General features: G+C 38.9%; 27 protein-coding genes. 2 read left to right on the forward strand and 25 right to left on the reverse strand.

The window, feature by feature from the left end; translation table 11 throughout:
- Positions 1-6: 6 nt before the first annotated feature.
- The 9 genes from HMPREF2961_RS13840 to HMPREF2961_RS13880 form a co-directional block, all read right to left on the reverse strand.
- On the reverse strand, positions 7-1,239 hold the full coding sequence (locus tag HMPREF2961_RS13840) for a cell division protein FtsQ/DivIB (protein WP_025477277.1): 1,233 nt from the start codon (positions 1,237-1,239) through the stop codon (positions 7-9).
- A gap of 14 nt (positions 1,240-1,253) precedes the next feature.
- Complete coding sequence (gene murG, locus HMPREF2961_RS13845; protein WP_070705076.1) at positions 1,254-2,342, reverse strand: undecaprenyldiphospho-muramoylpentapeptide beta-N-acetylglucosaminyltransferase; 1,089 nt, start codon at positions 2,340-2,342, stop codon at positions 1,254-1,256.
- A gap of 25 nt (positions 2,343-2,367) precedes the next feature.
- Positions 2,368-3,729 (reverse strand): UDP-N-acetylmuramoyl-L-alanine--D-glutamate ligase, encoded by a 1,362-nt coding sequence (murD, locus tag HMPREF2961_RS13850; RefSeq protein WP_002315409.1) that lies wholly within the window; start codon positions 3,727-3,729, stop codon positions 2,368-2,370.
- Positions 3,730-3,742: 13 nt separating this feature from the next.
- Positions 3,743-4,705 carry a phospho-N-acetylmuramoyl-pentapeptide-transferase gene (mraY, locus tag HMPREF2961_RS13855; RefSeq protein ID WP_002291862.1) on the reverse strand — a complete coding sequence of 321 codons (963 nt, stop codon included), beginning with the start codon at positions 4,703-4,705 and terminating at the stop codon, positions 3,743-3,745.
- A 25-nt stretch (positions 4,706-4,730) separates the two neighbouring features.
- Positions 4,731-6,923 carry a penicillin-binding transpeptidase domain-containing protein gene (locus HMPREF2961_RS13860; protein WP_002310275.1) on the reverse strand — a complete coding sequence of 731 codons (2,193 nt, stop codon included), beginning with the start codon at positions 6,921-6,923 and terminating at the stop codon, positions 4,731-4,733.
- Positions 6,924-7,325 carry a cell division protein FtsL gene (gene ftsL, locus HMPREF2961_RS13865; protein ID WP_002291866.1) on the reverse strand — a complete coding sequence of 134 codons (402 nt, stop codon included), beginning with the start codon at positions 7,323-7,325 and terminating at the stop codon, positions 6,924-6,926.
- A 4-nt stretch (positions 7,326-7,329) separates the two neighbouring features.
- Positions 7,330-8,289 carry a 16S rRNA (cytosine(1402)-N(4))-methyltransferase RsmH gene (gene rsmH / locus HMPREF2961_RS13870; protein ID WP_002291868.1) on the reverse strand — a complete coding sequence of 320 codons (960 nt, stop codon included), beginning with the start codon at positions 8,287-8,289 and terminating at the stop codon, positions 7,330-7,332.
- Between the two features lie 20 nt (positions 8,290-8,309).
- Positions 8,310-8,741: a division/cell wall cluster transcriptional repressor MraZ gene (gene mraZ, locus HMPREF2961_RS13875; protein ID WP_002291870.1), complete on the reverse strand. Its 432-nt coding sequence runs from the start codon at positions 8,739-8,741 to the stop codon at positions 8,310-8,312.
- Between the two features lie 169 nt (positions 8,742-8,910).
- A complete protein-coding gene (locus HMPREF2961_RS13880; protein ID WP_002291871.1) occupies positions 8,911-9,279 on the reverse strand; it encodes a DUF3397 domain-containing protein in 369 nt (122 codons plus the stop codon).
- Between the two features lie 170 nt (positions 9,280-9,449).
- Between HMPREF2961_RS13880 and HMPREF2961_RS13885 the strand changes: the two genes are divergently transcribed.
- Both HMPREF2961_RS13885 and HMPREF2961_RS13890 read left to right on the forward strand, forming a co-directional pair.
- Positions 9,450-10,406, forward strand: a complete 957-nt coding sequence (locus tag HMPREF2961_RS13885) for a magnesium transporter CorA family protein (RefSeq protein ID WP_002291874.1) — start codon at positions 9,450-9,452, stop codon at positions 10,404-10,406.
- Positions 10,407-10,478: 72 nt separating this feature from the next.
- The gene (locus tag HMPREF2961_RS13890) at positions 10,479-10,595 is read left to right on the forward strand and encodes a DUF4044 domain-containing protein (RefSeq protein WP_002291876.1); all 117 of its coding nucleotides are present in this window, start codon (positions 10,479-10,481) and stop codon (positions 10,593-10,595) included.
- A 55-nt stretch (positions 10,596-10,650) separates the two neighbouring features.
- On the opposite strand, the gene recN is transcribed toward HMPREF2961_RS13890, so the two are convergent.
- The 16 genes from recN to HMPREF2961_RS13970 all read right to left on the reverse strand — a co-directional run bounded on the left by recN (position 10,651) and on the right by HMPREF2961_RS13970 (position 23,689).
- Complete coding sequence (gene recN, locus HMPREF2961_RS13895; RefSeq protein WP_025477278.1) at positions 10,651-12,333, reverse strand: DNA repair protein RecN; 1,683 nt, start codon at positions 12,331-12,333, stop codon at positions 10,651-10,653.
- Positions 12,334-12,350: 17 nt separating this feature from the next.
- Positions 12,351-12,800 (reverse strand): arginine repressor, encoded by a 450-nt coding sequence (locus HMPREF2961_RS13900; RefSeq protein ID WP_002291879.1) that lies wholly within the window; start codon positions 12,798-12,800, stop codon positions 12,351-12,353.
- A gap of 106 nt (positions 12,801-12,906) precedes the next feature.
- Positions 12,907-13,725, reverse strand: a complete 819-nt coding sequence (locus HMPREF2961_RS13905) for a TlyA family RNA methyltransferase (protein ID WP_002315411.1) — start codon at positions 13,723-13,725, stop codon at positions 12,907-12,909.
- 8 nt (positions 13,726-13,733) lie between these two features.
- Positions 13,734-14,624 (reverse strand): polyprenyl synthetase family protein, encoded by an 891-nt coding sequence (locus tag HMPREF2961_RS13910; protein WP_002315412.1) that lies wholly within the window; start codon positions 14,622-14,624, stop codon positions 13,734-13,736.
- Between the two features lies 1 nt (position 14,625).
- Positions 14,626-14,850, reverse strand: a complete 225-nt coding sequence (locus tag HMPREF2961_RS13915; RefSeq protein WP_002286657.1) for an exodeoxyribonuclease VII small subunit — start codon at positions 14,848-14,850, stop codon at positions 14,626-14,628.
- A 4-nt stretch (positions 14,851-14,854) separates the two neighbouring features.
- Complete coding sequence (gene xseA, locus HMPREF2961_RS13920) at positions 14,855-16,192, reverse strand: exodeoxyribonuclease VII large subunit (RefSeq protein ID WP_002315413.1); 1,338 nt, start codon at positions 16,190-16,192, stop codon at positions 14,855-14,857.
- Complete coding sequence (locus tag HMPREF2961_RS13925) at positions 16,193-17,047, reverse strand: bifunctional methylenetetrahydrofolate dehydrogenase/methenyltetrahydrofolate cyclohydrolase (RefSeq protein ID WP_002315414.1); 855 nt, start codon at positions 17,045-17,047, stop codon at positions 16,193-16,195.
- Positions 17,048-17,143: 96 nt separating this feature from the next.
- Complete coding sequence (gene nusB, locus HMPREF2961_RS13930) at positions 17,144-17,593, reverse strand: transcription antitermination factor NusB (RefSeq protein ID WP_002286662.1); 450 nt, start codon at positions 17,591-17,593, stop codon at positions 17,144-17,146.
- Entirely contained in the window at positions 17,586-18,011 is a 426-nt protein-coding gene (locus HMPREF2961_RS13935; RefSeq protein WP_002291889.1) for an Asp23/Gls24 family envelope stress response protein, read from the reverse strand. Before HMPREF2961_RS13935 ends, nusB begins: the two co-directional genes overlap by 8 nt.
- Before the next feature lie 246 nt (positions 18,012-18,257).
- A complete protein-coding gene (locus HMPREF2961_RS13940) occupies positions 18,258-19,322 on the reverse strand; it encodes a M24 family metallopeptidase (RefSeq protein ID WP_002315415.1) in 1,065 nt (354 codons plus the stop codon).
- 172 nt (positions 19,323-19,494) lie between these two features.
- Positions 19,495-19,740, reverse strand: coding sequence for a GlsB/YeaQ/YmgE family stress response membrane protein (locus tag HMPREF2961_RS13945; protein ID WP_002291892.1), 246 nt, complete (start codon positions 19,738-19,740; stop codon positions 19,495-19,497).
- Between the two features lie 137 nt (positions 19,741-19,877).
- Complete coding sequence (locus tag HMPREF2961_RS13950; protein WP_002286668.1) at positions 19,878-20,252, reverse strand: DUF956 family protein; 375 nt, start codon at positions 20,250-20,252, stop codon at positions 19,878-19,880.
- 82 nt (positions 20,253-20,334) lie between these two features.
- A complete protein-coding gene (locus HMPREF2961_RS13955) occupies positions 20,335-21,249 on the reverse strand; it encodes a PTS system mannose/fructose/sorbose family transporter subunit IID (RefSeq protein WP_002310262.1) in 915 nt (304 codons plus the stop codon).
- Positions 21,250-21,269: 20 nt separating this feature from the next.
- Positions 21,270-22,073 (reverse strand): PTS mannose/fructose/sorbose transporter subunit IIC, encoded by an 804-nt coding sequence (locus HMPREF2961_RS13960; RefSeq protein WP_002310261.1) that lies wholly within the window; start codon positions 22,071-22,073, stop codon positions 21,270-21,272.
- A gap of 32 nt (positions 22,074-22,105) precedes the next feature.
- The gene (locus HMPREF2961_RS13965; RefSeq protein ID WP_002289456.1) at positions 22,106-23,095 is read right to left on the reverse strand and encodes a mannose/fructose/sorbose PTS transporter subunit IIB; all 990 of its coding nucleotides are present in this window, start codon (positions 23,093-23,095) and stop codon (positions 22,106-22,108) included.
- A gap of 102 nt (positions 23,096-23,197) precedes the next feature.
- Positions 23,198-23,689 carry a mannose/fructose/sorbose PTS transporter subunit IIB gene (locus HMPREF2961_RS13970; RefSeq protein WP_002289455.1) on the reverse strand — a complete coding sequence of 164 codons (492 nt, stop codon included), beginning with the start codon at positions 23,687-23,689 and terminating at the stop codon, positions 23,198-23,200.
- Positions 23,690-23,750 lie beyond the last annotated feature (61 nt).

Raw genomic sequence — 23,750 nt, forward strand, 5'->3', positions numbered from 1 at the left:
GTTTTATCAATTTTCATTTAAACTTGACGGAGTTGTACTTGGATTGTCTTCTATTTGACTTGTTTCACTTGAATTATTTGAATCAGATGAGCCGTTTGTATCAGACGATTCAGGTGTATCTGCTGCTTGCGTTTCTGCCTCTTCACTTGACCCATTTGTTTGATCCGCGTTTTCTTCACTTCCAGTTGTTTCTTCCGTTTGGTCCGATTCTGCCGTTTCTTGAGTACTGCTGTAAGGATATGAGTAGATGCCAACTTCCATGTCGATCACACCTTTTTCATCCATGTCTTTGGCTACTTGCGAATAATATTTCATTTGGTTCGCAAGATTATTGATATTTACAATGACTTGATTGCCATCATTCATGTTCAATTGGATCAGGTTTTTATTACTTGCTCTTGGTGTATACTTGATTTCAGAGATTGCTTTTTGCAATTCTGATGATAACTGATTGTATTGCTTTGTTAATTCTTTGATTTTTGCTGAATCTTTGAACTCTTCTAAGATAGGGAGATTTTTTGTAGGATTTGCTACTTTTTCATCTAATACTGTTCCATTTTCAATTACTGGATAGTATTGATTATCTTTTGCAATCAAAGCGATTTCTTTGTATTCTGTCACATCCAAATCGAACTCATTTATCCCTTTGAAGTGTATAGCTGCTTTTTCGATTCTCGGCTGTGCTTTTTTTAGCCGTTCGATATAAGTGGATCGATCGAAATACTGCCCCCAGACATTTTCTCCCAATGACAATTTGGTATCAGAGATGATTTCCTGACTGTTGACTACCTTATTACCTGACACTGCAACTGCTTGTAGCTTGCTATAAGGAGAAACATAATAGATCAAAAAAATCAGCGGTATGCCCAATACAGTAATAATCAATGCTAACCGACGAAACAGTACTTTATGCCTTTGACTTTTTAAATTGGGGAGACGATTCAAAAAAGAACCGTTATACGGGCCACCGTTTTTCTTTTGCTTGATCTCTTCAAAAAATTCGATTTTTTTCTCGGACTGGCTTTCTGACTGGCTTGTTTCTTGCTGTTCCTCTTGAACCGTTCTTTCTTCTTCAGAATCTGAAAGGGGTGTGTCTAATGGTGTGTCTTCTTTTTTTGGCTCTTGGTTTTTCATCCCTTGTTCTGCCAGATATTTTCGGTTAGCCTTTTGCCAAGGAGTCAAATTGTTTTCATCAGAAGACGAATGAGACAATTTTTTAGGTTCTTTTTTCTTACTCACTAAGACCACCGCCTTTATTTTTTGATTATTTGATTCACTACGTCATAAAGACGTTTTGAAGCATCAGGGATGCCTTGTTCTTTAGAAGCTTGGCACATTTGCTTTTGCAATTCTTCATCATCCATGATTTCGTTAATTGTCTGACTTAGTGATTCACCCGTTAGCTCATTATCCGCAATCATTTTTGCTGCTCCTGCATGAACAAGACTCATTGCATTTTTAGTCTGATGATCATTCGTAACATATGGACTGGGAACAAGCACTGCCGGAAGCCCCAAAGCTGTAAATTCTGCGATCGAAGTTGCACCAGCACGTCCCACTAGCAGATTGCTCGAAGCCATGACTTCTGCCATGTTTTTGATGTAAGGCTGGACACTAATGTTTTGTATTTCAGGATTTATTTTATTTAGGATTTCTTCATAATATCTTTCTCCTGAAGCATACAAGACTTGATAAGAGGAAGGAATATATTCACTTAAAAAAACCGATACCGCTTGATTGATTTTAAGTGCTCCTTGACTGCCGCCAAAAATCAAGACTGTTTTCTTTTCTGGATCCAACCCAAATGTTTTCAAAATATCTGATTTTTTAGTATCTGCTACTTCTTGTGCTCGAGGATTACCTACAAGGACTGATTTGTTTTCAGGAAAAAAAGGAGCCGCATCTTTGAATGAAAGAGCGATCCGATCCACATATCGGCTTAAAAATTTATTGGTAACACCTGGTACACTGTTTTGTTCATGGATAATAGTTGGAATTCCCATTTTTGATGCAGCATACACTACCGCTCCGGATACATATCCTCCAGTACCGATAACGATATCTGGTTGAAAATCACTGAGGATTTTTTTTGCTTGACGGATACTCTTAAGAAACAATCGGATTGTCTTGATATTATGCATGGAAATTTTTCGTTTAAAGCCTTGAATCTCCAAAGTATGGAAAGGCATTCCTGTATCAGGGACAATTTTATTTTCCAGACCACGTTTTGCTCCCACATACATGAATTCAGCATTCGGTTCTTGAGTCTTCACATAATTGACAAAGGCAAGAGCCGGATAAATATGTCCTCCCGTTCCTCCGCCTGTAACCAAAATTTTCATTTTTTATCGCTCGCTTCTACTTTTTCTATTTTAATTGATTCACAGCTTCCATGAATCGGTTTCCTCTAGTTTCAAAATTAGGGTATTGATCCCAGCTGGCATTCGCTGGTGATAATAAAATCACATCACCATCTGTACTGTTTTCTAATGCTAAAGGAACTGCTTGTTCTACAGAATCGGCTGTTACTATCGTTTCGATGCCTGCTTTTTTTCCAGCATCGATCAATTTTTCTTTTGTTTGACCAAATACGATCATTGCTTTGATTCCTTTTAGTGAAGGAACCAATTCATCAAATGTATTTCCTCTATCTAATCCGCCTGCCAATAACACGACCTTAGCCGTTTCAAATCCGCTTAGAGCCATTTTAGTCGCTAAAATATTGGTTGCTTTTGAATCATTATAAAATTTTCTGCCTTGAATCTCTCCTACATATTGCGTACGATGCGGCACGCCATGGAATAAATGCAACGTTTGTCGTATAGCTTCATTTGATACACCATACAATTTTGCTACAGTAATAGCAGCTAGCGCATTTTCTACATTATGCGTACCTGGTACGCCAAGTTCAGAAATTTCCATTATTTTTTCTTTTCTATAATAAATTGCGTGATCGTCAGCATACACACCGTCTTCCAACACTTCTTTTGTCGAAAAAGGCAGGACGCGTGCTTTTGTTCTTTGCGCTAATTCTTGTAGTTCTGACTGATTCCAGTTAAGAACCAGATAATCTTCAGCTGTCATATTTTTTTGAAGGTTCCATTTAGCTTTGACGTATTCTTTTCTTGTGCCATGATAATCAATATGTGCTTCATAAATATTGGTGATCACCGCTATATGAGGATGGAAATCTGTGATTCCCATGAGTTGAAAACTAGATAACTCCATCACGATTTTATCTTCTGGTTTCGCTTCTTGCGCGACACCACTTGCTGGATACCCAATATTTCCTGCTAAACGGGCAACTCCTTTGTCTACGCCTGCATTCAGTAGTAGTCCAGTCATCGTTGTTGTCGTGGTTTTTCCATTCGTTCCTGTAATCCCAATAATTGGGCATTCCGCTACTTCGTAAGCTAGCTCCACTTCCGTAATTACCGGAATACCCATTTCTTGGGCTTTTGCTACTAAAGGATGGCTGTAGGGAATCCCAGGATTTTTGACCATCAACGAAAATTCTTCATCTAGTAATTCGATTGGATGACTGCCTGTTATTACTTTTATCCCTAAAGAAAGCAATTCTTGTGCTTCCGGATTTTCATCAAAAGGTTTTCCGTCATTAACGGTGACAAGTGCGCCCAATTCATGTAATAATTTGGCCGCACTTACTCCGCTTTTTGCGAGTCCTAAGACAAGCACTTTTTTATTTTCATATGTTGATATTTTTTTCATTTCCTGTCATCTCCTACCAAACGATCCATAATGTGATCAATGAAGTCACAATGCTGATCAACCAAAAAACTGTATCAATCTTCCACTCCGACCATCCGCACATTTCAAAATGATGGTGGATTGGAGACATTTTAAAAATTCGTTTTCCCGTAAGTTTAAAGGATGTAACTTGAAGCATCACACTTGCAGTTTCCATAACATAAATCAAGCCAATCAAAAGCAATGTCCACTCTTGGTTCAGCATCATAGAAATTGCCGCTAAAAGTCCGCCCAAAGCTAATGAACCAACATCTCCCATAAAAATCTTGGCAGGTTTCCGGTTATAGACGAAGAATCCAAGTAAACCACCTAAGACACTGAGACAAATGATTAATACATCATACTGATGCTGATGCCAAGCAATCAGACCGTAAGCTGCAAAAGAGATGCTGCCTAAGCCAGCAACTAATCCATCGATACCATCCGTCAGATTGACCGCATTTGAAAATCCAACAAGCCAGAAGATAGCGAAAACCCCATAAATGATTCCTAAAGGCAGATCCAGCCCAAAGAAATTCAATACACCTGGATAGCCTTCAGAACGGTAAACAAGATAAAAGATGATTCCCCCTAGAACCTGTCCAATCAGTTTCTGTTTCGAGTTCAGCCCCATGTTTCTTTTCTTGAAGATCTTTATAAAATCATCAAGAAAACCAATTACTCCATATAATGCTAATACAAAAAGCAAGATGAAAAGAGTAGGAGTCAGCTGTTTTTGCCAAGCTCCAACCCAAATCCCTGTCAAAATAGAGCCGATCAGAAACACTAAGCCGCCCATTGTAGGAGTTCCGGCTTTGATATTATGCCACTTTGGTCCCTCCTCGCGAATCGCCTGACCTTGCTTTTTCATTTGAAAGTAACCAATAAATAGCGGCATTGCGGCAATCGTCATTGCACAACTGCTGACAATGGGAATCAATGCTTGTGTCCATTCCATGCTCTTTTCTCTCCTATTTCTCTTCTTATTCTTCTAAAGTAAAATTAAGTTTTTCTTTTGTGATTTTTTCATATGGAGCAAGTTCTTGTTTGACACAATAACCATCCCCATCAAAACTAACTTCGATACCAAGGATTTTCCCTAGCTTCATGATATCTGCTTTTGACCATCCAGTTACATCAGGCATCAGCTTGTCGCCGCCAGTATATAGAATCAGTTTTTCTCCAGAGATCAACTGATCACCGTTGGCAGTAGATTGTTTTTGTACTTTTTTCCCGTTACCGATAACGACAGGTTGCAGTCCGCTTTTTTGAGCATCCGCTGCTGCAACATCTGCTTCTAGATTACGATAATCGGCTACGGATACTTTTTCTGTTTTGGTTTCTGTATCCGTATCTTCTTCAGTTTCTTTAAAATCCATTGCCCGTTTCATCAATGGATTTGCGATTTTAGCCAAAGCCATTCGATCATATGTCTTAGGGTGTTTCATTGTTAGATACAAGACATAGTCTGGATCTTCAGAAGGAACCATCTCCACAATCGAATACAGGTAGGCTGTATCTCCTGTTTGGTATCCCCCTGTATCAGAAGCGATTTGGGCTGTTCCGGTTTTTGCCGATACATTGTATCCAGGTACACTATATACGCCATAAGCACTACCGTAGTTTTCGCTTTCGACAACATCTCTCATATATTCACGGACTTTTTCTGTTGTTTCTTTTGAAAAAGGTTGTCCTAGAACTTCTGTTTGAGTTGTTCGCTCTTCTCCAGTTTGAGGATCCACTACTTTGCTGATATATCGAGGTTGAATCATTGTACCGTTATTCGCAATAGAAGTGAAAGCTTTCATCATTTGGAAATTCGTCACACCTACCGCTTGTCCATAAGCACTCATTGCTCGGTCGACAATATTTGATGTAGGCAAAGCACCATTTACTTCGTCATCTAATCCAGAATGGGTACTTTGTCCAAATCCTAGTTTTTGTAAATAATTGTACCATCGTCCGCCTAATCGCTGTTCCAGTATGACCATCCCGACGTTACTTGACCATGAAAGAGCTTGACGCATGGTCAGCACACCTTTTTCACCAAAGTCATGGTCATTGATCGTCGCATCTTCTACTTGGATTTTTCCAGATTGGAAGGTTTCATTCTCGTTGAATTCTCCTTCTTCGATAGCGGCTGCAGTAGTGAAAACCTTCATGGTTGATCCTGGCTCATAACTATCTTGTACCAAGAAATTACGCCAGATAGCATCTTCTCCAGTCAAACCTTCCATTGTTTCGGGATTGAAAGTAGGACGCTGCCCCATCGCCAAAATCTCTCCAGTTTTTGCTTTCATCAAGACTGCTGTCAATTCTTCCGGTTGATATTCTTCATTTACTTGATCCATCAGTGTTTCCAAATAACTTTGTAGTCTACTGTCCAAAGTCGTGTAGATATCTTGTCCATCAACAGCTTTTTCTTCTTCTGCTACTGTACCTGGCAGAGGATTTTGAAAATTATCTTTTTGATAAATAATCTTACCATCTTTACCGCTCAAAATATCATTGTAAGCAGACTCCAAACCTAGTTTACCAACTAAGCCATTCTCATCTTTGTCTGGAACTGCATATCCGATAAAATGAGAAGAAAAGACGCCATTTGGATACATCCGAGCCTGATGGTCGACAAAGTAAAGACCAGCGACACCTTCTTTTTTCATATCTGCTTCGATGTTTTGCTTGGTTTCTTGGGAGATATTTTTCCCATAGCTACCAAATTCAACTTGATATAGCTCTTTTTTTGCGCCGTCTTCTAAAATATTCAGTGCATCTTTTTTGTCTATAGAAAGATTCTTATGCAGGATTTCTGCTATTTTATCAAAATTCTTTTCTTCGACATACAGTTTTTTATCCCCAGAAGTATATGTTTTTGAGAGTATCGCTTTAATTGAATAAGAGGAGGCATCTTCTGCGAGCGCCACACCGTTACGATCATAAATCGTTCCTCTTTTTGCTTTTACTACTTCACTTCCTTGGTACAACTGTTTTGTTTTTTCAGCTAATGAGGTACCAGCAACATGACCTCCAATAACGATATACGAGAAACGGACGGCAAATAAAAAGAACAATCCAATACTCGTAGCAAATAAAATGATACCTACTTTTTTGCGATTGTTCATCGGATTTAGATTTTTCTTTTCCATAAACCGCCGAATTTTATTTTTAAGACTCATTTACTTCACTTTCCTTAAATTGTCGTCATTAATAGACAATCCTTTTTCTTCTGCGATTTGTTTAATCCGTTCAGTACGAGAAAGTTCATTTTTTTCTTGTTCTAAACTCGTTTTTTCTTGCTTTTTATCCTTGATTTCTGTTTGTATTGATGTGATTTCTTTTTCAGCTCCGCTGATATTTGTACGCAACATGACTGTTAAAACACACAAAGCAACAATAGCAATCGCCACGCTTGCCACAGCAATTTTTTCCAAAGCAGAAATCTGCTTCAATCGTTTTGCTGGTGATTGTGGAAGAATGATTTCTTGATTCGAAGAAGAATCTGGCATTTGTTGTTCTGGCTGATCCACCAATTCAGGTAAATCATATTCGTACTCTTGCATTTTCTTTAATTCTGCCATCATTCTACTCCTCTTTCATTCTTATTTTTTCTGCAATACGTAACTTTGCACTGCGTGATCGATTGTTTTCTGCTAACTCTTCCTCTGAAGGAAGGATTGGTTTACGAGTAATGACTTTCAGTTCCGGTTGAAATTCGTCAGGTATGACAGGAAGTCCCGGTGGTAAATCTTGAACCGTACTATATTCTTTAAACATACTTTTGACAATTCTGTCTTCTAATGAGTGGAATGTGATCACACTGATTCTTCCATTGACTTTCAATAACCGGATTGCCTGTTCTAAAGAGGCCTCTTCGGCACCAAGTTCGTCATTTACTGCAATCCGCACAGCTTGAAAAATTCTTTTTGCAGGATGCCCGCCTTTTCTTCTTGCGGGAGCTGGGATGACTTGTTTAATGATTTCGACAAGCTCACCAGTTGTTTGGATTGGTTTTGTTTTTCGTACTCGTTCGATTTCACGAGCAATTTGTTTGGAAAATTTCTCCTCGCCATAGCGGAAGAAAATCTTTACTAATTCATGGTAGGAATATTCATTAATTACGTGATAAGCGGTTAAAGGAGCTGACTGATCCATACGCATATCCAAGGGTGCATCTTGATGATAACTAAATCCACGTTCTGCTTCATCTAGTTGAGGAGAGGAAACCCCTAAGTCATACAAAATACCATCTACCTTATCTACATACTCACTCAAGCGTTCTTCTAATTCTCTGAAATTCGCTTTGATAAATGTGACCATCCCTTGTTCGACATAAGAAGCTAAACGCAGCTTGGCGTGATCGATTGCTTTTTGATCTTGGTCAAACGCATACAGGTGCCCTTTAGAACTTAGTTGGCTCAATAAATATTCACTATGTCCGGCACCGCCGAGTGTACAGTCTACATAAACGCCATCCGGTTTGATGTTCAATCCATCTACCGTTTCTTTCAACATGACTGTATAGTGTTGAAATGTTTCAGTCATTAGTCAGCCTCTTCCTATTCTTATAGTCCGAAATCAATCATATTTTCAGCAATTTCGTCAAAATTCTCTTCTGCTTCTGCAGAAAAATCTTCCCATCGTGTCTCATCCCAAATTTCAATTCGGTTAGATACGCCGATGATTACGCACCCTTTTGTCAAAGCTGCATAATTTCTTAACGTGCTTGGTATATTGATCCGTCCTTGTTTATCAAGTTCGCATTCAGTGGCAGCCGAATAGAAGAATCGCACAAATGTACGTGCGTCTTTTTTAGCCAACGGCATTTCGTTCAGCTTAGCTTCCAGATTTTCCCATTCGCTCATCGGATAGCCGAAAAGACAACCATCCAATCCGCGTGTCAGAACAAACTTTTCGCCAAGTTCTTCACGAAGTTTTGAGGGAACGATTAAACGTCCTTTTGCATCAATATTATGTTGGAATTCACCCATCAACATTGAAAGCCCCCCATTCCTCCACTAACTAAAATTAGTCTACCACAATCCCCCACTTTCTACCACCTTTTCTAGGAAATCCGGGAACAACTTTTTTTATTCATAAACATTTTTTTAAGAATCAAGCTGCAAAAAGCCTTTTAAAAGACTTTTTACAGCTTTTCTGCTTTTTTCATAGGTAAGAAAGTATATTCACAATGATCAAGACCGCGTACAAGACGATCGTCAGCAGAAATACCAAACGCCAAGTCATCTTGAAATAACGCGGATAAATGATTTCTTCATAATAATATGCTTGAAAAACAGCAATACAGATGCCCATTAGTAAAACAGAAATAAAGAAAAACGGCAGGATAGAAATTGTCGCTGTGTTTCTAGACAACGCATGCATACCGCCCCACAAAAAAGGAATCGCCAAATCAGGGGCTTTTATTTTAAAACGACGATTTAACGAAAATAATTTTACAAGAAATTGGCAACCAAACAAAACGATTACCGGGTAAATATACCAAAACAAGATAAGTGGTGTGAATGTGCCCATGAACGTAAACTCCTTTTTTATCGTTGCTTCAAGTATACTGTATATACTTTACACAACTGTTTCATTTTATTTAAATTTATGCAGTTATATTCTATATCTTACAAACACATTCCATGTATTCCAATCCCCTATCCGTTATAATAAAAGAAACAGGCAACAGGAGGAAAATCATGATCAAATATTTTACATTAGATAATGAGAAACTGCGTAATACCGGAAAGGAAACTGACCAAACGATCTGGTATTGTGTAGAACGTCCCAATCAAGAAGAGATTCATCAGCTGACACATCAATTTGAAATTCCGTCAGATTACATCACTTCCATATTGGACGATGCAGAAAATTCCCGTACAGAAGAATTCAATCAATCAAAGTTGACAAAACCAGCGTTATTATTGTTACAATATCCGTTTGCTAAAACAAGTCCTAGCGGTTATTTTCAAGTGGATACATACCCGCTCTCTATCATTTTGACGCCCAAAAAGAAGCTTATCACAATTACGAATCATGAACCACTATTTTTAAAGAAAGTCTTTAGTCAAACCTTTCCAAAAAGCGATGTTTCACCCAATCTCAATATCTTCTTTCAATTCATCTGGCAGGTTACACTGTCTTATAACAGTTATTTAGCTACGCTTCAATCTCAATGCGATACTTTGGAAGCCAAACTTCAAGTATCAACTGAAAACAAACAACTTTATCAAATCATGGATATCCAAAAAAGCCTTGTTTATTTCAGAGAAGCGACTTCTGCTAATTTAGATGCATTGAAAGAATTAGCGCAAAATAAACTTTTCCAAGAAAATCATGCGTTGAAAAACCATCTGCGTGATGTATTGGTAGAAACAGAGCAAGCAATGACTACTTCTCGCATTCAATTAAAACTAGTAGAACAAATGAATCAGACTTTTTCAGCAATTGTATCGAATAATTTGAATAATATTATGAAAATTTTAACTTCTTTAACGATTATATTAACTATACCAACAATCATCGGAAGTATCTATGGGATGAACATCAAGCTACCCATTGCTGAAAGAGATGATGCGTTTATCTGGCTAGTCCTATTAACATTATTTATTTGTATCGTAACTACCTATTATTTAAAAAAAGGGAAGTTTTTATAAAAAAGACCTCTTGTAGAAAAGACAAAAAGATTGTACACTTGGATTAACTAATTAATTACGAGGTTGAAAACAATGCGTGAAAAAAAACAAACAAGTACTTTTGCTAAAGTAACAAAATTTGTCATTTGGACGATGCTGATTTTAACGATTGGGTCTGTTGTCTTGACTGCTGTCATGAGTGTCATGTAAAAAATAAAATATAGCTATCAGCTGCTAAAAAGGACCTGAACCACTACGAGGTGGATCAGGTCCTTCTTGCGAGTTGCAATAGTTCTTTTGCATGTTCGAGTGTCAGTTTTGTAATCTCACTTCCAGCTAGCATGCGTGCAATTTCTTCTTCTCTTTCTTTTGTTTTCAATTCTGAAACAGAAGTTTGCGTACGACCATCAATCACTGCTTTCACGATATAATATTGATAGTCGGCGACTGCGGCGACTTGCGGTAGATGAGTGATGCACAAAACTTGAGAGTATTTCGATATTTGAGAAATTTTATCCGCGATGGCTTGTGCAACTCTTCCACTTACACCTGTATCCACTTCATCAAAGATAATACTTGTCATACCTTGCTCAGAAGAAAAAATCGTTTTCAAAGCCAGTAACATCCGAGATAATTCGCCGCCAGAAGCGACTTTCACTAAAGGCTTCAGCGGCTCTCCTGGATTGGTCGTAATGTAGAATTCGATTTGGTCAAACCCATCATGATTCAATTGTCTGTTTTCTTCTTTTAAGAAACGTACTTCAAACTCAGTGTTTTCCATATACAGACTTTTTAATTCATGCAGAATGGATTTTTCCAATTCTTTTGCGATTTTTTTACGCGCTTCATGAAGATCTGCGGCTTGTTGCTGAAGTAGAAGCTCTTTTTGCTCTAGTTCCTCTTTCATTTTGTCCAATTGACCTTCTGAAAAATCAGAAGAAGCTAGCTCTTCGGTGATTTCGTCATAGTAAGCCAATATCGACTCAATGGATTCGCCATATTTGCGTTTCAACTGTCGGATTAATTCTAGACGTTGAGTCACTTCTTCTAAACGGTTCTCATCTAACTCCAACAAATCGATTTGACGACTCATGTCTCCGATTGCATCTTGTAACAAATAGTAAGCACTTTGGATATTTTCATAAATTGCTTCATACTCCACATCTAGATGTGCGATCCCTTGCAATTCTGCAACGGCCAAGCCAACGCCATCTACACTGTTTTGTTCATTATTCGTCAGTGCTCCGTAGCCTGCAGCTAATCCATCAGCAATTTTTTGATAATTGCTAAGTTTTTCTCTTTCTTCTTTTAATTTCTCTTCTTCTCCGACTTGCAAATCAGCAGCAGCTATTTCTTCTTGCTGGAAATGGAGCATATCTATTCTCTGAACATAGGATTTTTCATTTTGCTGCACTTTTCGTACCCTTTTTTCCAGCTCACGATAAGAGGTATATTCTTGCTGATAACTCTTTTTCTTCTGTTGGAAAGCTGCATCTCCAAAACGATCCAATAAAGCAAGATGTGATTCAGGCTGGAGCAGTTCCTGATGTTCGTTTTGCCCTTGGATATCCACTAAATAACTGCCGATTTTCCTTAGATTAGCTAGCGTGATGATGTGACCATTCACTCGGCAAACATTTTTTCCAGTCAACGACATATCTCGTCGAACGATCAGATTGTCTTCATCCGTTTCGATACCTAATTCAACCATCAATTCAGAGAATCCTTCTTGTTTCGGAAGTTCAAACAATCCTTCAAGAATGCATTTTTCTGCGCCTTGACGTATATAATCGCTTGAACCTCTTCCTCCTGCTAACAAACCTAAAGCATCGATAATGATGGATTTACCCGCACCAGTCTCTCCGGTCAGCGCGGTCATTCCTTCGTGAAAAGAAAGCCGCAATTCCGGAATAATCGCAAAGTTAGTAATACTGATTTCTTGTAGCATCACATTCGCTCCTCAACTTAAAGGTAATGCAGGAAGTCTTTCTTTAGTAAAACTGCCTGGTCTTCAGTTCGTGTAATCATCAAAACATTATCGTCATCATTGATAATCGAAAATAATTCTTTCTTGTAGCGCTTATCGATCAAATTCGCTGCTGCCGAAGCATTCCCCGGCAAAGTTTTCAAAGTAACAAATTTTTCCATTTGGTCAACTGCTACGAAAGCGTCTTTTAACAGTTTTTCCAATTTAGTATTTACATCTTCATTTGTTTCAGCTGGTATACTATAACGGTAGCCGCCATCTGAGGCCGGTACCTTAATCAGTTTTAGTTCCTTTATATCTCTGGAAATCGTAGCTTGAGTAACAGATATTCCTTTGCTTTTCAGGATTTCAACAAATTCTTCCTGCTTTCGGATATCTTGCTCACTCAACAATCGAGTAATCAAACGATGCCGATCTTTTTTTCTCATTACGTCTTCGCTCCTTAGCTTATTCTTCTTAACCAATGATAGCTTATTTCCTTGGTATAATAAAGAAGAATCCGCATACTTCTCACTTGATTTTCACAGTTACAATTTATTTATGGTCAAACTGTTCGTGTGCGTTTGAAACCACTTCTGCCATATTAATAGCTGGATTGATCGTGCCGCTTTCAGGTACCTTCCTCAAGTGAGCCAAGAACTCGATATTTCCTTCTCCCCCCGTGATTGGAGAATAACTTACTTCCAGCACATCATATCCACCTTGTGCCGCAAATGACAAAATGTCTTCTAAAACTTTTTGATGGGTCTGTGCGTCACGAACAATTCCGTTTTTCCCTACAGCTTCTCTGCCTGCTTCGAATTGGGGTTTGATTAAGGCAATCACTTCTCCCTCTTCTTTTAAAATAGCATGTAATGGAGGCAGCATCAGTTTTAGTGAAATAAAAGAAACATCGATGACAGCAACTTCTGGAATCCCTAAGGTAAAGTCATCGGGTTTTGCATAACGAAAATTCACTCTTTCCATTACGACGACTCTAGGATCTTGTCTGATTTTCCAAGCTAGCTGATTGTAACCGACATCTAAAGCATAACTCATTTTAGCGCCATTTTGCAAAGCTGCATCAGTAAATCCGCCAGTGGAAGCACCGATATCTAACAATGTTTTTCCTTCAACAGATAGATCAAATGCTTTGAGCGCTTTTTCTAATTTTAATCCACCCCGAGAAACATAAGGAAGTTTTTTACCTTTGACTCTTAATTCACTACTTACTGGAATTTTTTCTCCCGGTTTATCAAACCGCTCGTTTTTTTCGTTGTAAATCAACCCAGCCATAACTGAACGTTTGGCTTGTTCTCTTGTTTCAAATAATCCTTGTTTGACCGCTAATACATCTACGCGTTCTTTTTCCATTCTTTCCCTCATTTCTCCACATCAAATTGCTTGATCATCTGGCGCATCAGCCCGCCATCAAAAGAAAAAACGTCCTCTTCTAATTTGTCTATGATCTTATTAGCGGATAACAACTCAATCTCCAACGCCTCATGTGTCTTTTCTAGTCCTAATAAACGCGGGTAAGTGTTTTTTTCCATACGTTCATCTTTGCCAGCTGTTTTCCCTAACGTTTTCGTTGTACCAATCACATCAAGTAGATCATCTCTTATCTGGAAAGCCAAACCTAAATGTTCGGCTAATCGTTGAAGTAGCAATAAGATTTCTTCAGGTTGCTTCGCTAATATACCTCCAGCTAGCAAGGCATAACGAATCAAACGTCCTGTCTTTCTTTCATGAATAAATGCTAATTCCTCTAATGAAAGCTTTTTTGATTCTCCTTCGATATCTGCAGCTTGTCCAGCCACCATACCTTGTGACCCCGCACAAACAGCTAATTGCTGAAGCAACAGAAGCTTAGGAGAATGACCCAAGTGTGCCATACTGATCAGCTGGAATGCGCCTGTCAGTAAACCATCTCCAGCCAATATAGCTAACGCTTCGCCGAATACTTTGTGATTGGTAGGTTTTCCCCTTCGAAGATCATCATTGTCCATCGCAGGCAAATCATCGTGGATCAAGGAATACGTATGCACCATTTCTAAAGCAGCTGCTACTTGATAGACGGGAACATCGATAGGCTCATCAAAGGAAGCAACGGCCGCTAAAAGTAATAAGGGACGGATTCTTTTTCCACCTGCTTTCACTGAATAAGTCATCGCATCACAGAGTGCTCTATCCGTCGTATGTTCATCTAAAAAAGACAAGATTTCTTTTTCTACAGCAGGTAGATGAATAGCTGAAAAGTCAGTTAATCTCATCTCAGCTTTCCTCGTTTCCGTCAAAATCAACTTCTTCATTTGATTCTGTCATCATTTTCGTCAAAGTTTCTTCTGCTTTAGCTAAGGTATCTTGGCAATGTTTGCTTAATTCCATTCCTCGTTTAAACGAATCTAGAGCTGATTCTAATGGAACGTCTCCTTGTTCTAGCTGCATGACGATTTTTTCTAATTCTTGCAGTGACTCTTCAAAAGTTGGATTTTCCATATTCTTATTCTCCTTTATCTATCTCTTGTACTTGTCCTTTAACGATTCCATCTTGATAATGGATTGTCAGCAAATCCCCTTGATGAATCTCGGAGACACTTTTTACTACTTGATCATTTAACGTCGTATAGCTGTAGCCTCTTCCCATGATTTTCAATGGACTCAACAAATCAAGAGATTGAACAGCTTGAGCAAAACGCTGCTGCTGTTGTTTCATATATTGTTGGATTTTCTCTTCTAAACGTTTTTCTAGATAAGCAGTTTCTTGGCGGGCTGCTTTGACTCGATAAAGCGGAGCCACTTGTTCCAATTGGTGGCTTAACGCGATCGTTTGCTTTTCTTTTGCATGATAAATCTGCTGTGTAGCTTGATATAATCGCTGTTTCAATTGATCTAATTTGATGGTCTGTCCTTCATACAATCTTTCAGGCTGCCGAAAGACATAGGAACGTCGAGCACGCTCGAACCGTTCTTGTTTGCGCTGGATCTGGCGTACAAACGCCTGCTGCAATCTAGCTTGCCGTTCTTGAATGCGCATCAACTCTTCTGACAAAACAGGAACAGCTAATTCTGCAGCTGCTGTTGGAGTAGCAGCCCGAACATCTGCTACTAAATCAGCGATCGTGGTATCTGTTTCATGTCCCACAGATGAGATCACCGGTGTATTGGCTTGATAAATCGCTCGGGCAACCCGTTCTTCATTAAACGGCCACAAATCCTCAATCGATCCGCCCCCACGACCAATGATCATTGTATCAAAATCGCCCATCTCTTCTACTCGTCGGATATTTTTGACAACATTGTCCGCTGCTTGATTCCCTTGTACAACGGTTGGGAACAAAACCAATTGGACAATTGGATACCTTCTTTTCACCGTCGTGATGATATCGCGTATAACCGCTCCGCTTGGACTGGTAAGAATCGCGATTCGCTTTGGGAAACGCGGCAACATTTTTTTAGGACCTTGAAAAAGGCCTTCCTTCATCAGCTTTTCTTTTCGTTCTTCCAATTCTTGATATAACGCACCTATTCCATCAGGCTCCATGTGCTCTACATAGATTTGATACGAACCTCCCGCTTCATAGAGTGAAATACGCCCAACAACAAGGACTTTCATTCCTTCTTTTGGCTGGAATCGTAATTTTTGGAATGCACCTTTGAACATAATAGCAGATATTTTTGCATGATCATCTTTTAAGCTGAAATATTGATGGGCATTGGCGCGTAAACGGAAATTCGATATTTCACCGGTTAAATATACCCGTTCTAAATAAGGATCGGCATCAAATTTACGTTTCAAATACCTCGTTAATGTAGTGACAGTTAAATATTCTTGTGCCATTTATTCACCTGCTCCAAAAGCTTCGGCAGATTTTACGGTTTGATACATCAGCATTGTGATAGTCATTGGCCCTACACCCTTTGGCACAGGAGTGATCCAGCCTGCAATAGGCTCCACTTCATCAAATTTCACATCACCGATCAGCTTACCGTTAGCATCACGGTTCATCCCTACATCGATCACTACAGCACCTGGTTTTACGAATTCTTTTGTGACAAAATGTCCACGTCCTATCGCTACGACTAAGATATCTGCTTCTTGTGCCAGTTCAGCCAGATTTTCGGTTTTAGAATGAGCAACAGTAACAGTTGCATCTGCCATCAAGAGCAGCTGAGCCATCGGTTTGCCGACGATATTGCTTCGTCCGATAACTACTGCTCGTTTACCCGCCGGATCGATAGAATAAGCTTCAAATATTTTCATGATGCCATATGGCGTACAAGGAATCTTGTCCGGTTTACCCGCAAGGAGTCTGCCTAAATTCATTGGATGAAAACCGTCTACGTCTTTTTCAGGACGGATAGCTAACAGGATCTTTTCTTCATCTATATGCTTTGGCAATGGTAATTGGACCAATATACCATGAAATCTAGGATCTTGATTGTATTTTTCGATTTCTGCAAGTAGTTCGTTTTCAGAAATCGTCTCAGGATAACGCTCTACTGATGAATGGATTCCGATTTCTTTTGCTACGCGTTCTTTATTTCTTACATAGGTTTGACTGGCTGGATTTTCCCCTACCAATAAAACAACTAATCCGGGATGGATACCATTATCTTTCAATTTTTGGATTTTTTCAGCAATGTCTGCCTGCATTTTTTCAGCTAATTCTTTTCCGTTAATCAATTCTGCCATCTAACCACTCCCAGATATTTTTTGTGTTTTCATTCTACCATAGAATTTTCCCGATTTATAACAGGTTTATGATGATTCACAGAAAAAAGCTAGGACTTACGCCCCAGCTTCTAATTCTTTTAATACATTGGATAAAACACCGTTGACGAATTTACGCGAACGGTCATCACTAAATGTTTTTGCCAACTCAATTGCTTCATTTAAAGCAACAGCCGCTGGTACATCTGTCACATAAGTCATTTCAAAAATCGCGATACGCAAGATCACCAAATCCATTTTTGAGATCCGATTGATATGCCAATTGTTTTTCAAATGTTTTTCGATTACTTTATCCAATTCATCTTTTTTTGCACAGACACCGCCAACTAGCGTATCAAGATAAACAGGAACAAACTCTGATTCATCTTCATTGATCATGTCGCGGTGGTCTAATTCGATTGCGTTGAAAATCGCATCTTCTTTTGTTAGGTCTGCATTGAAGTCTAACGGAAATAAAGCCTGCAATGCCATCTCCCGAATCTCGTGTCTTGATAATTCTTTATTCATTCTCTTCCTCTTCGTCTTCAAAAAGTTCTTCGATTGTTGGTTGTTCTAATTTTTCAGGAACAACAGCTACTACATGGATATTGACTTCAGCTAGATCGATATCTGTCATGAAAAGGACTTGCTGGCTAACCCGTTCTTGCATTTCCATTGCAACTTTAGGAACTGAAACACCATATTCCAGGTAGCAGTAAAGATCTACTTTCAAGCCATCTTCCTCATTTGCCAAGTAAACACCTTTTCCGTGAGCTGCTCGTCCTAATAATTCAGTGACATTGCTGGCAAAAGTTCCGCGCATTCCATATACGCCTTCTACTTTAGAAGCAGCAATCCCGATGATTACTTCGATGACTTCAGGAGCAATCACGATCTCTCCCAAATCTTGGTTTGCGTTTAAAATCAAATTTTTTTCATCTGCCATTTATTTATTCCTCCCTTTGCCTAAGCACGAGATACATCCGAATTCTCTATGATGCGGCTATAATGATCATTTGGTAAAAAAACTGCCGCCGATCAGCTGCAAATTGCTATGAATTGGAGAAAATATCCAACTTTATTATCTCTTACAGCTTAAAAGTTCTTCTATAGTGTATCATTAAATCAAGCGATTTTCTATAACAAAGTCTGTGAACACTGATTTTTACGCTTACTTCTTTTATGGACGAGACTATAAGATGATCAATTCTTTTGGTGAACGAGTCAATACACGATTGCCATCTTCTGTGATCAGCAAATCGTCCTCAATACGTACCCCACCGATTCCTGGTAAGTAGATCCCTGGCTCGTCAGTAATTACATTTCCTGGTACAAATTGCTTTTCCGCACGAGAAGAAACATTCGGTCCTTCGTGGATCTCCAGACCGATCCCATGTCCTGTAGAATGTCCAAATGCTTCACCGTAACCATGTTTTGAAATATAATCTCTAGCAACTGCGTCTAATTGTACACCAGTCATTCCTGGTTTCGCAGCATCAATAACCGCTAATTGCGCATCTAGAACTACTTGATATATTTCTTTTAATTTTTCTCCAGGATCACCAATAGCGAATGTACGTGTCATATCAGAAACATACCCTTCGTAATAGCAGCCAAAATCCAACGTGATCAAGTCACCTTGTTCGATGAGTTTCTTGCTTGCTACACCATGCGGCATAGCCGAACGCAATCCGCTAGCAACGATCGTATCAAAAGAAACACCTGAAGCGCCAAGAGAACGCATATAAAAGTCTAGTTGATTTGCGACTTCAATCTCAGTCATGCCCGGTTGGATCATTTTCAGGATGTGATCATAAGCCATATCCGCAATATTACATGCTTTTTCGATAATGGCGATTTCTTCTTCATCTTTCACTTCTCTAAGTTCTTCAATCATCTGTGAAACAGGTACTAATTCCGCATCGATGATTTCTTCTAAAACCGAATATTCTAAAAATGAGACTGTTGTTTCCTCAAAAGCTAATGAGTGCAGTTCTTCTTTGCGTACTAAGTTTGCTACCTCATCAAAAATAGGTCCGACATTTTTAATAATTTCAAACCCTTGAGCCTGCGCTGCCGCCTGCTCGGTATAACGAAAATCAGTAATAAAAAATGCTTTTTCCAAAGTAATAACAGCTAATCCTGTCGTACCTGTAAAGTTCGTTAAGTAACGAAGATTGTACGGACTGGTAACCAAAAATGAATCCAAATTTTCTTCTTGCATTTTTTTGCGCAATTTTTCTACACGTAGCATCATAATGAAACTCCCTCTTTCTTTGCACGCTTTTTTCTATTATAGCAAACTTTTCTTCGTACACGACAGTTAAATAAAAATTTCCGGAAAACTTCTTTTTCTTTTAAAGAAAGAAAGCCAAAAAGGAGTCACAGTCTCGCTGCAACTCCTTTTAGTTTACTATTTTGTAAAAAACTTATGACCGTTTTCCAAAGAAAAACGAGACAACTGCTACCAAAATCACTGCGCCTAAAATAGATGGAATAAGTGCCATACCTGCAGCTTTTGGTCCCCATTCGCCGAAAATCGCTTGTCCAATACTTGAACCAACTAATCCAGCAATGATATTCGTGATACAGCCCATCGAATTTCCTTTGCTAGTGATTGCACCTGCAATCGCTCCGATCACAGCTCCAACAATCAATGTCCATAACCAACTCATAATATAACCTCCTTCTTTGCTAATCAATTTTAGCATAAGGGATTTAAAGGGGACAAATAATTGGTTCTGCTATTTCATATTTTCTTCTGCAAAGTAAAAAATAAAGAAAACCTCCCCTTAGAAGTTTTCTTTATTTTTTATTTGCGTTTAAACATGCTACGGATACCACGTTTCACTACATCAAAGAAACTCAATGACTGTACCATTCTATCTTCATCTACATATTCTCTGATCGCACGAAGTACTTTTTTAGGTTCTTTGGAAGAAAATGTGTATGTACCATTTTTTTTCGTTTGAATGGCATATCGAGGAATCCATTTTCCTTTTAGCATGACCGATGCTAGTACATAATCCACTTCTTCCCATGGAATTTGGATATATTTGCGTCTATCTCGCGCATGGTAAAATTCAAAGCCATTATCGCCTATCATGATTTGTCCGTAATCTGTCAGCCCCGTAAATGAAGTAGCGTCAATTACTAAGTCTACTTTTGTATTGATTGATTGAACCATTTTCTCCCTCCAAATATCTGTTTATTCACAGTATACTATATAAAAAAAGCTCGGGACAACGCCCGAGCTATATTTTTATGGATTATAAAAGTCCGATGACGTGTCCTACAACACCGACTACGAATAAGCCAAGGATAATAACGATTGGAGAAACTTTTTTCTTAAGCAACCACATACAGAACAATGTTAATCCTAATGCAGCTAAACCAGGAATCAATTGGTCTAAGTTGTCTTGTAACGTTGTTACCTTTTCAGGAGAAAGGGCTAAGCCATTATTAACTTGTTCAAATGCACTCTTGATTCCTTCACCACCTGAAGGTAATTTATCCCATTCGATGTAAGCACCTTTATCTAATTTTACAGTTGATACAACTGGTAAGAATTTGATTGATACCCATCTTTGTACCAAGGCAGCTAATACGAACATCCCTAAAATAGAAGCACCTTTTGTTACGTCTTGTAATAATCCGCCAGAAAGGTCATCCGTAATTTTAGAACCAGCTCTGTAGCCGAATTCTTGTGTATACCACATGAATGCCCAACGAATAATGTTCCAACCTAAGAAGAAGATGATTGGTCCAAGGATATTTCCTCCCATAGCTAATGAAGCACCTAGTGCACCTAGCATTGGACGTACTGTAAACCAGAACACTGGGTCACCAACACCAGCTAAAGGACCCATCATACCTACTTTAACCCCTTGAATCGCTACATCATCAACAGGTGCGCCATTCGCACGTTCTTCTTCCAGTGCCAATGTAACCCCTAAAATTGGAGAAGCAATGTATGGGTGTGTATTAAAGAATTCCAAGTGACGTTTCAATGCTGCAGAACGTTCTTCTTTTGTTTTGTATAATTTTTTGATTGCTGGAATCATAGAAAATGCCCAGCCACCGTTTTGCATACGTTCGTAGTTCCATGAACCTTGAATGAAGGTAGAGCGCCATGCAACAGCTAAACGATCTTTTTTTGATAATTTGATTTTTTCTTCTGCCATTTTATTTTCCTCCTTCAAGATTAATAGTCATTCAAAATGTCGCCTAAAGGGTCACCAGAGTTGCTTCCGCCTCCATTATTTGATGAACCACCCATTTTAGAAAGGTTCAAGTAAATAAGAGCTAATGCAACACCTAAAGCACCTAGAGCAATCAATGTTAATTGAGAAATTGCAGCTACAACGAAACCGATAATGAAGAATGGCCATACTTCTTTTGTAGCCATCATGTTGATTACCAAAGCGTAACCTACAGCTACGACCATTCCCCCACCGATAGCCATACCATCTGTTAACCATGCTGGCATTGATTCAAGGAATGATTGCACAGTTTGTGCTGGGATAAATAGCAATGCTGCTGCTGGGACCGCGATACGAACCCCTTGTAAACATACAGCAATGATGTGCCACATTTCAACCGTACGGATGTTTCCTTCTTCAGCAGCTGCATCCATCAAATGAACGATTGGAACAGCGATTGTACGTACGATCATTGTTAAGAACAACCCTGCAACAGCCAAAGGAACGGCAATCGCGATCGCAGAAGGAACACCTTTAACACCTTGTCCACCTAAAACTAAAATAATTGCTGATGCTACTGATGCTAATGCAGCATCTGGTGCTACAGCAGCACCGATATTTGCCCAACCTAAAGCGATCATTTGAAGCGTACCGCCAAGTACGATACCAGCTTCGAGGTTTCCGGTAACTAAACCGATCAATGTACATGCCACTAGTGGTTGATGAAATTGAAATTCATCAAGAATACCTTCCATACCAGCTAGAAAGGCAACTAATACGACTAAAATTATTGAAATAATAGACATGATAAGCCTCCTATAAATTTTAATATTATTTATTACGCTTTTGCTAATTCAGCTTTTGCTTTTTTCAAAATGTCATCCATGTTATCGCGTGAATCATTAGGTACTTTACGTACATCGAATTTCACACCTTTTTGTTCAAGCTTCTCAAACGCTTCAACATCTTCTTGTCCCATAGACAATACTTTACTTACAACGACTTTACCAACCGAATGCGCCATTGACCCAACATTTAATTCTTTGATGTCCACGCCACCTTCAACAGCTGTCAATACATCTTCAGGATTTTCAAATAAAAGCAATGCTTTGGTATTTCCAAAACGAGGGTCTTTTGCGACTTCGATCATTTTGCTAATAGGAATAACATTTGCTTTTACACCTGGAGGAGCAGCTTGTTCGATTAGTCTCTTACGCAGATCATCCTTTGATACTGCATCTGAAACAACGATAATACGGTTTGGTTGCACTGCTTTTGTCCAAGCTGTCGCAACTTGTCCATGTAACAGACGTGAGTCAACACGAGCTAATACATATTTGATTTTCCCGTCTCCGACCACAGTTCCTTCTGGAAGTGCTCCTTTAGGTTGTGCGTCTTCAACTGCTGCTTTCGGTGCTTCTGCCGGTTCTAATTCTTCCGGTTTCACTTTTACACCATCTTTTGCTGTTTCAATGATATGCGCTGCAATTTCATGAGCAGATTCCATTGAAAAGCGTGATGCATAGGCTTCAATCAACATTGGCAAATTCAAACCGCTGACGATTGCCCATTTATCTTTGTGCTCTTCGAATAATGTGTTTGATTGATTGAACGGTGTTCCGCCCCATAAATCAACTAAGAATAACACTTCGTCTTGATTATCAAAAGAAGCAACCGCTTCTTCTAATTTGGCTCTCAAGTCATCTGGACCTTCACTTGGTTTCAAAATCACGGCTTTGACGTTTTCTTGTTCGCCAAAGATCATTGAACCGGATTGTAAGATTCCTTCAGCAAATTGTCCATGACTTGCTAGGATAATCCCTACCATATTTATACCTCCTATTTACTTTTGTTGTAACAAATTCAAAAATATTAATAATTGCTAACCATTACAACAGAATTATTTGACCTTTTCCAACAACCATTTTTGTTACACCTTTTTGATTTTCGCTAGTAGTTCCATCAAAAGGATTTTCCTGTCAGCAGGTACTTTTCGAATCTCTAACTCCACTTCTTGACTGTTCAAGTAACGAAAGGAATCAATATCTTGTTGATTTACTGAAACAAAATTGGTAATCATTGATTTGCCTTCAGTAAAACTCATACCGCCGATATTCAACGACTTCAACTGTACACCGCAGCGGACAACCGCTTCAACATCTTGGGGATTGGTGAATAAAAGCATCACTTTTGCTCGTGATAATAGTCCACTATGATAGATTTGAATCATTTTCTGCACGGTTATTACATTTGCTGTGATTCCCGGCGGTGCAGCTTCTTTTAATAGAAACTTTCTCAATTTATCTTGAGCAACTACATCGCTAATCACAATGATACGTTCAACACCTGTTTGCTTCGACCAAACTGTTGCGACTTGCCCGTGGATTAAACGATCATCTATACGTGCCAATCGAATATCCATCTGCAAAACTCCTTCTTCCTCACTACTTCACAGAAACCCCTATCATTTCTGTGTGAACAAC

It is taken from the genome of Enterococcus sp. HMSC076E04 (assembly GCF_001814285.1).
Taxonomy (GTDB): domain Bacteria; phylum Bacillota; class Bacilli; order Lactobacillales; family Enterococcaceae; genus Enterococcus_B; species Enterococcus_B lactis.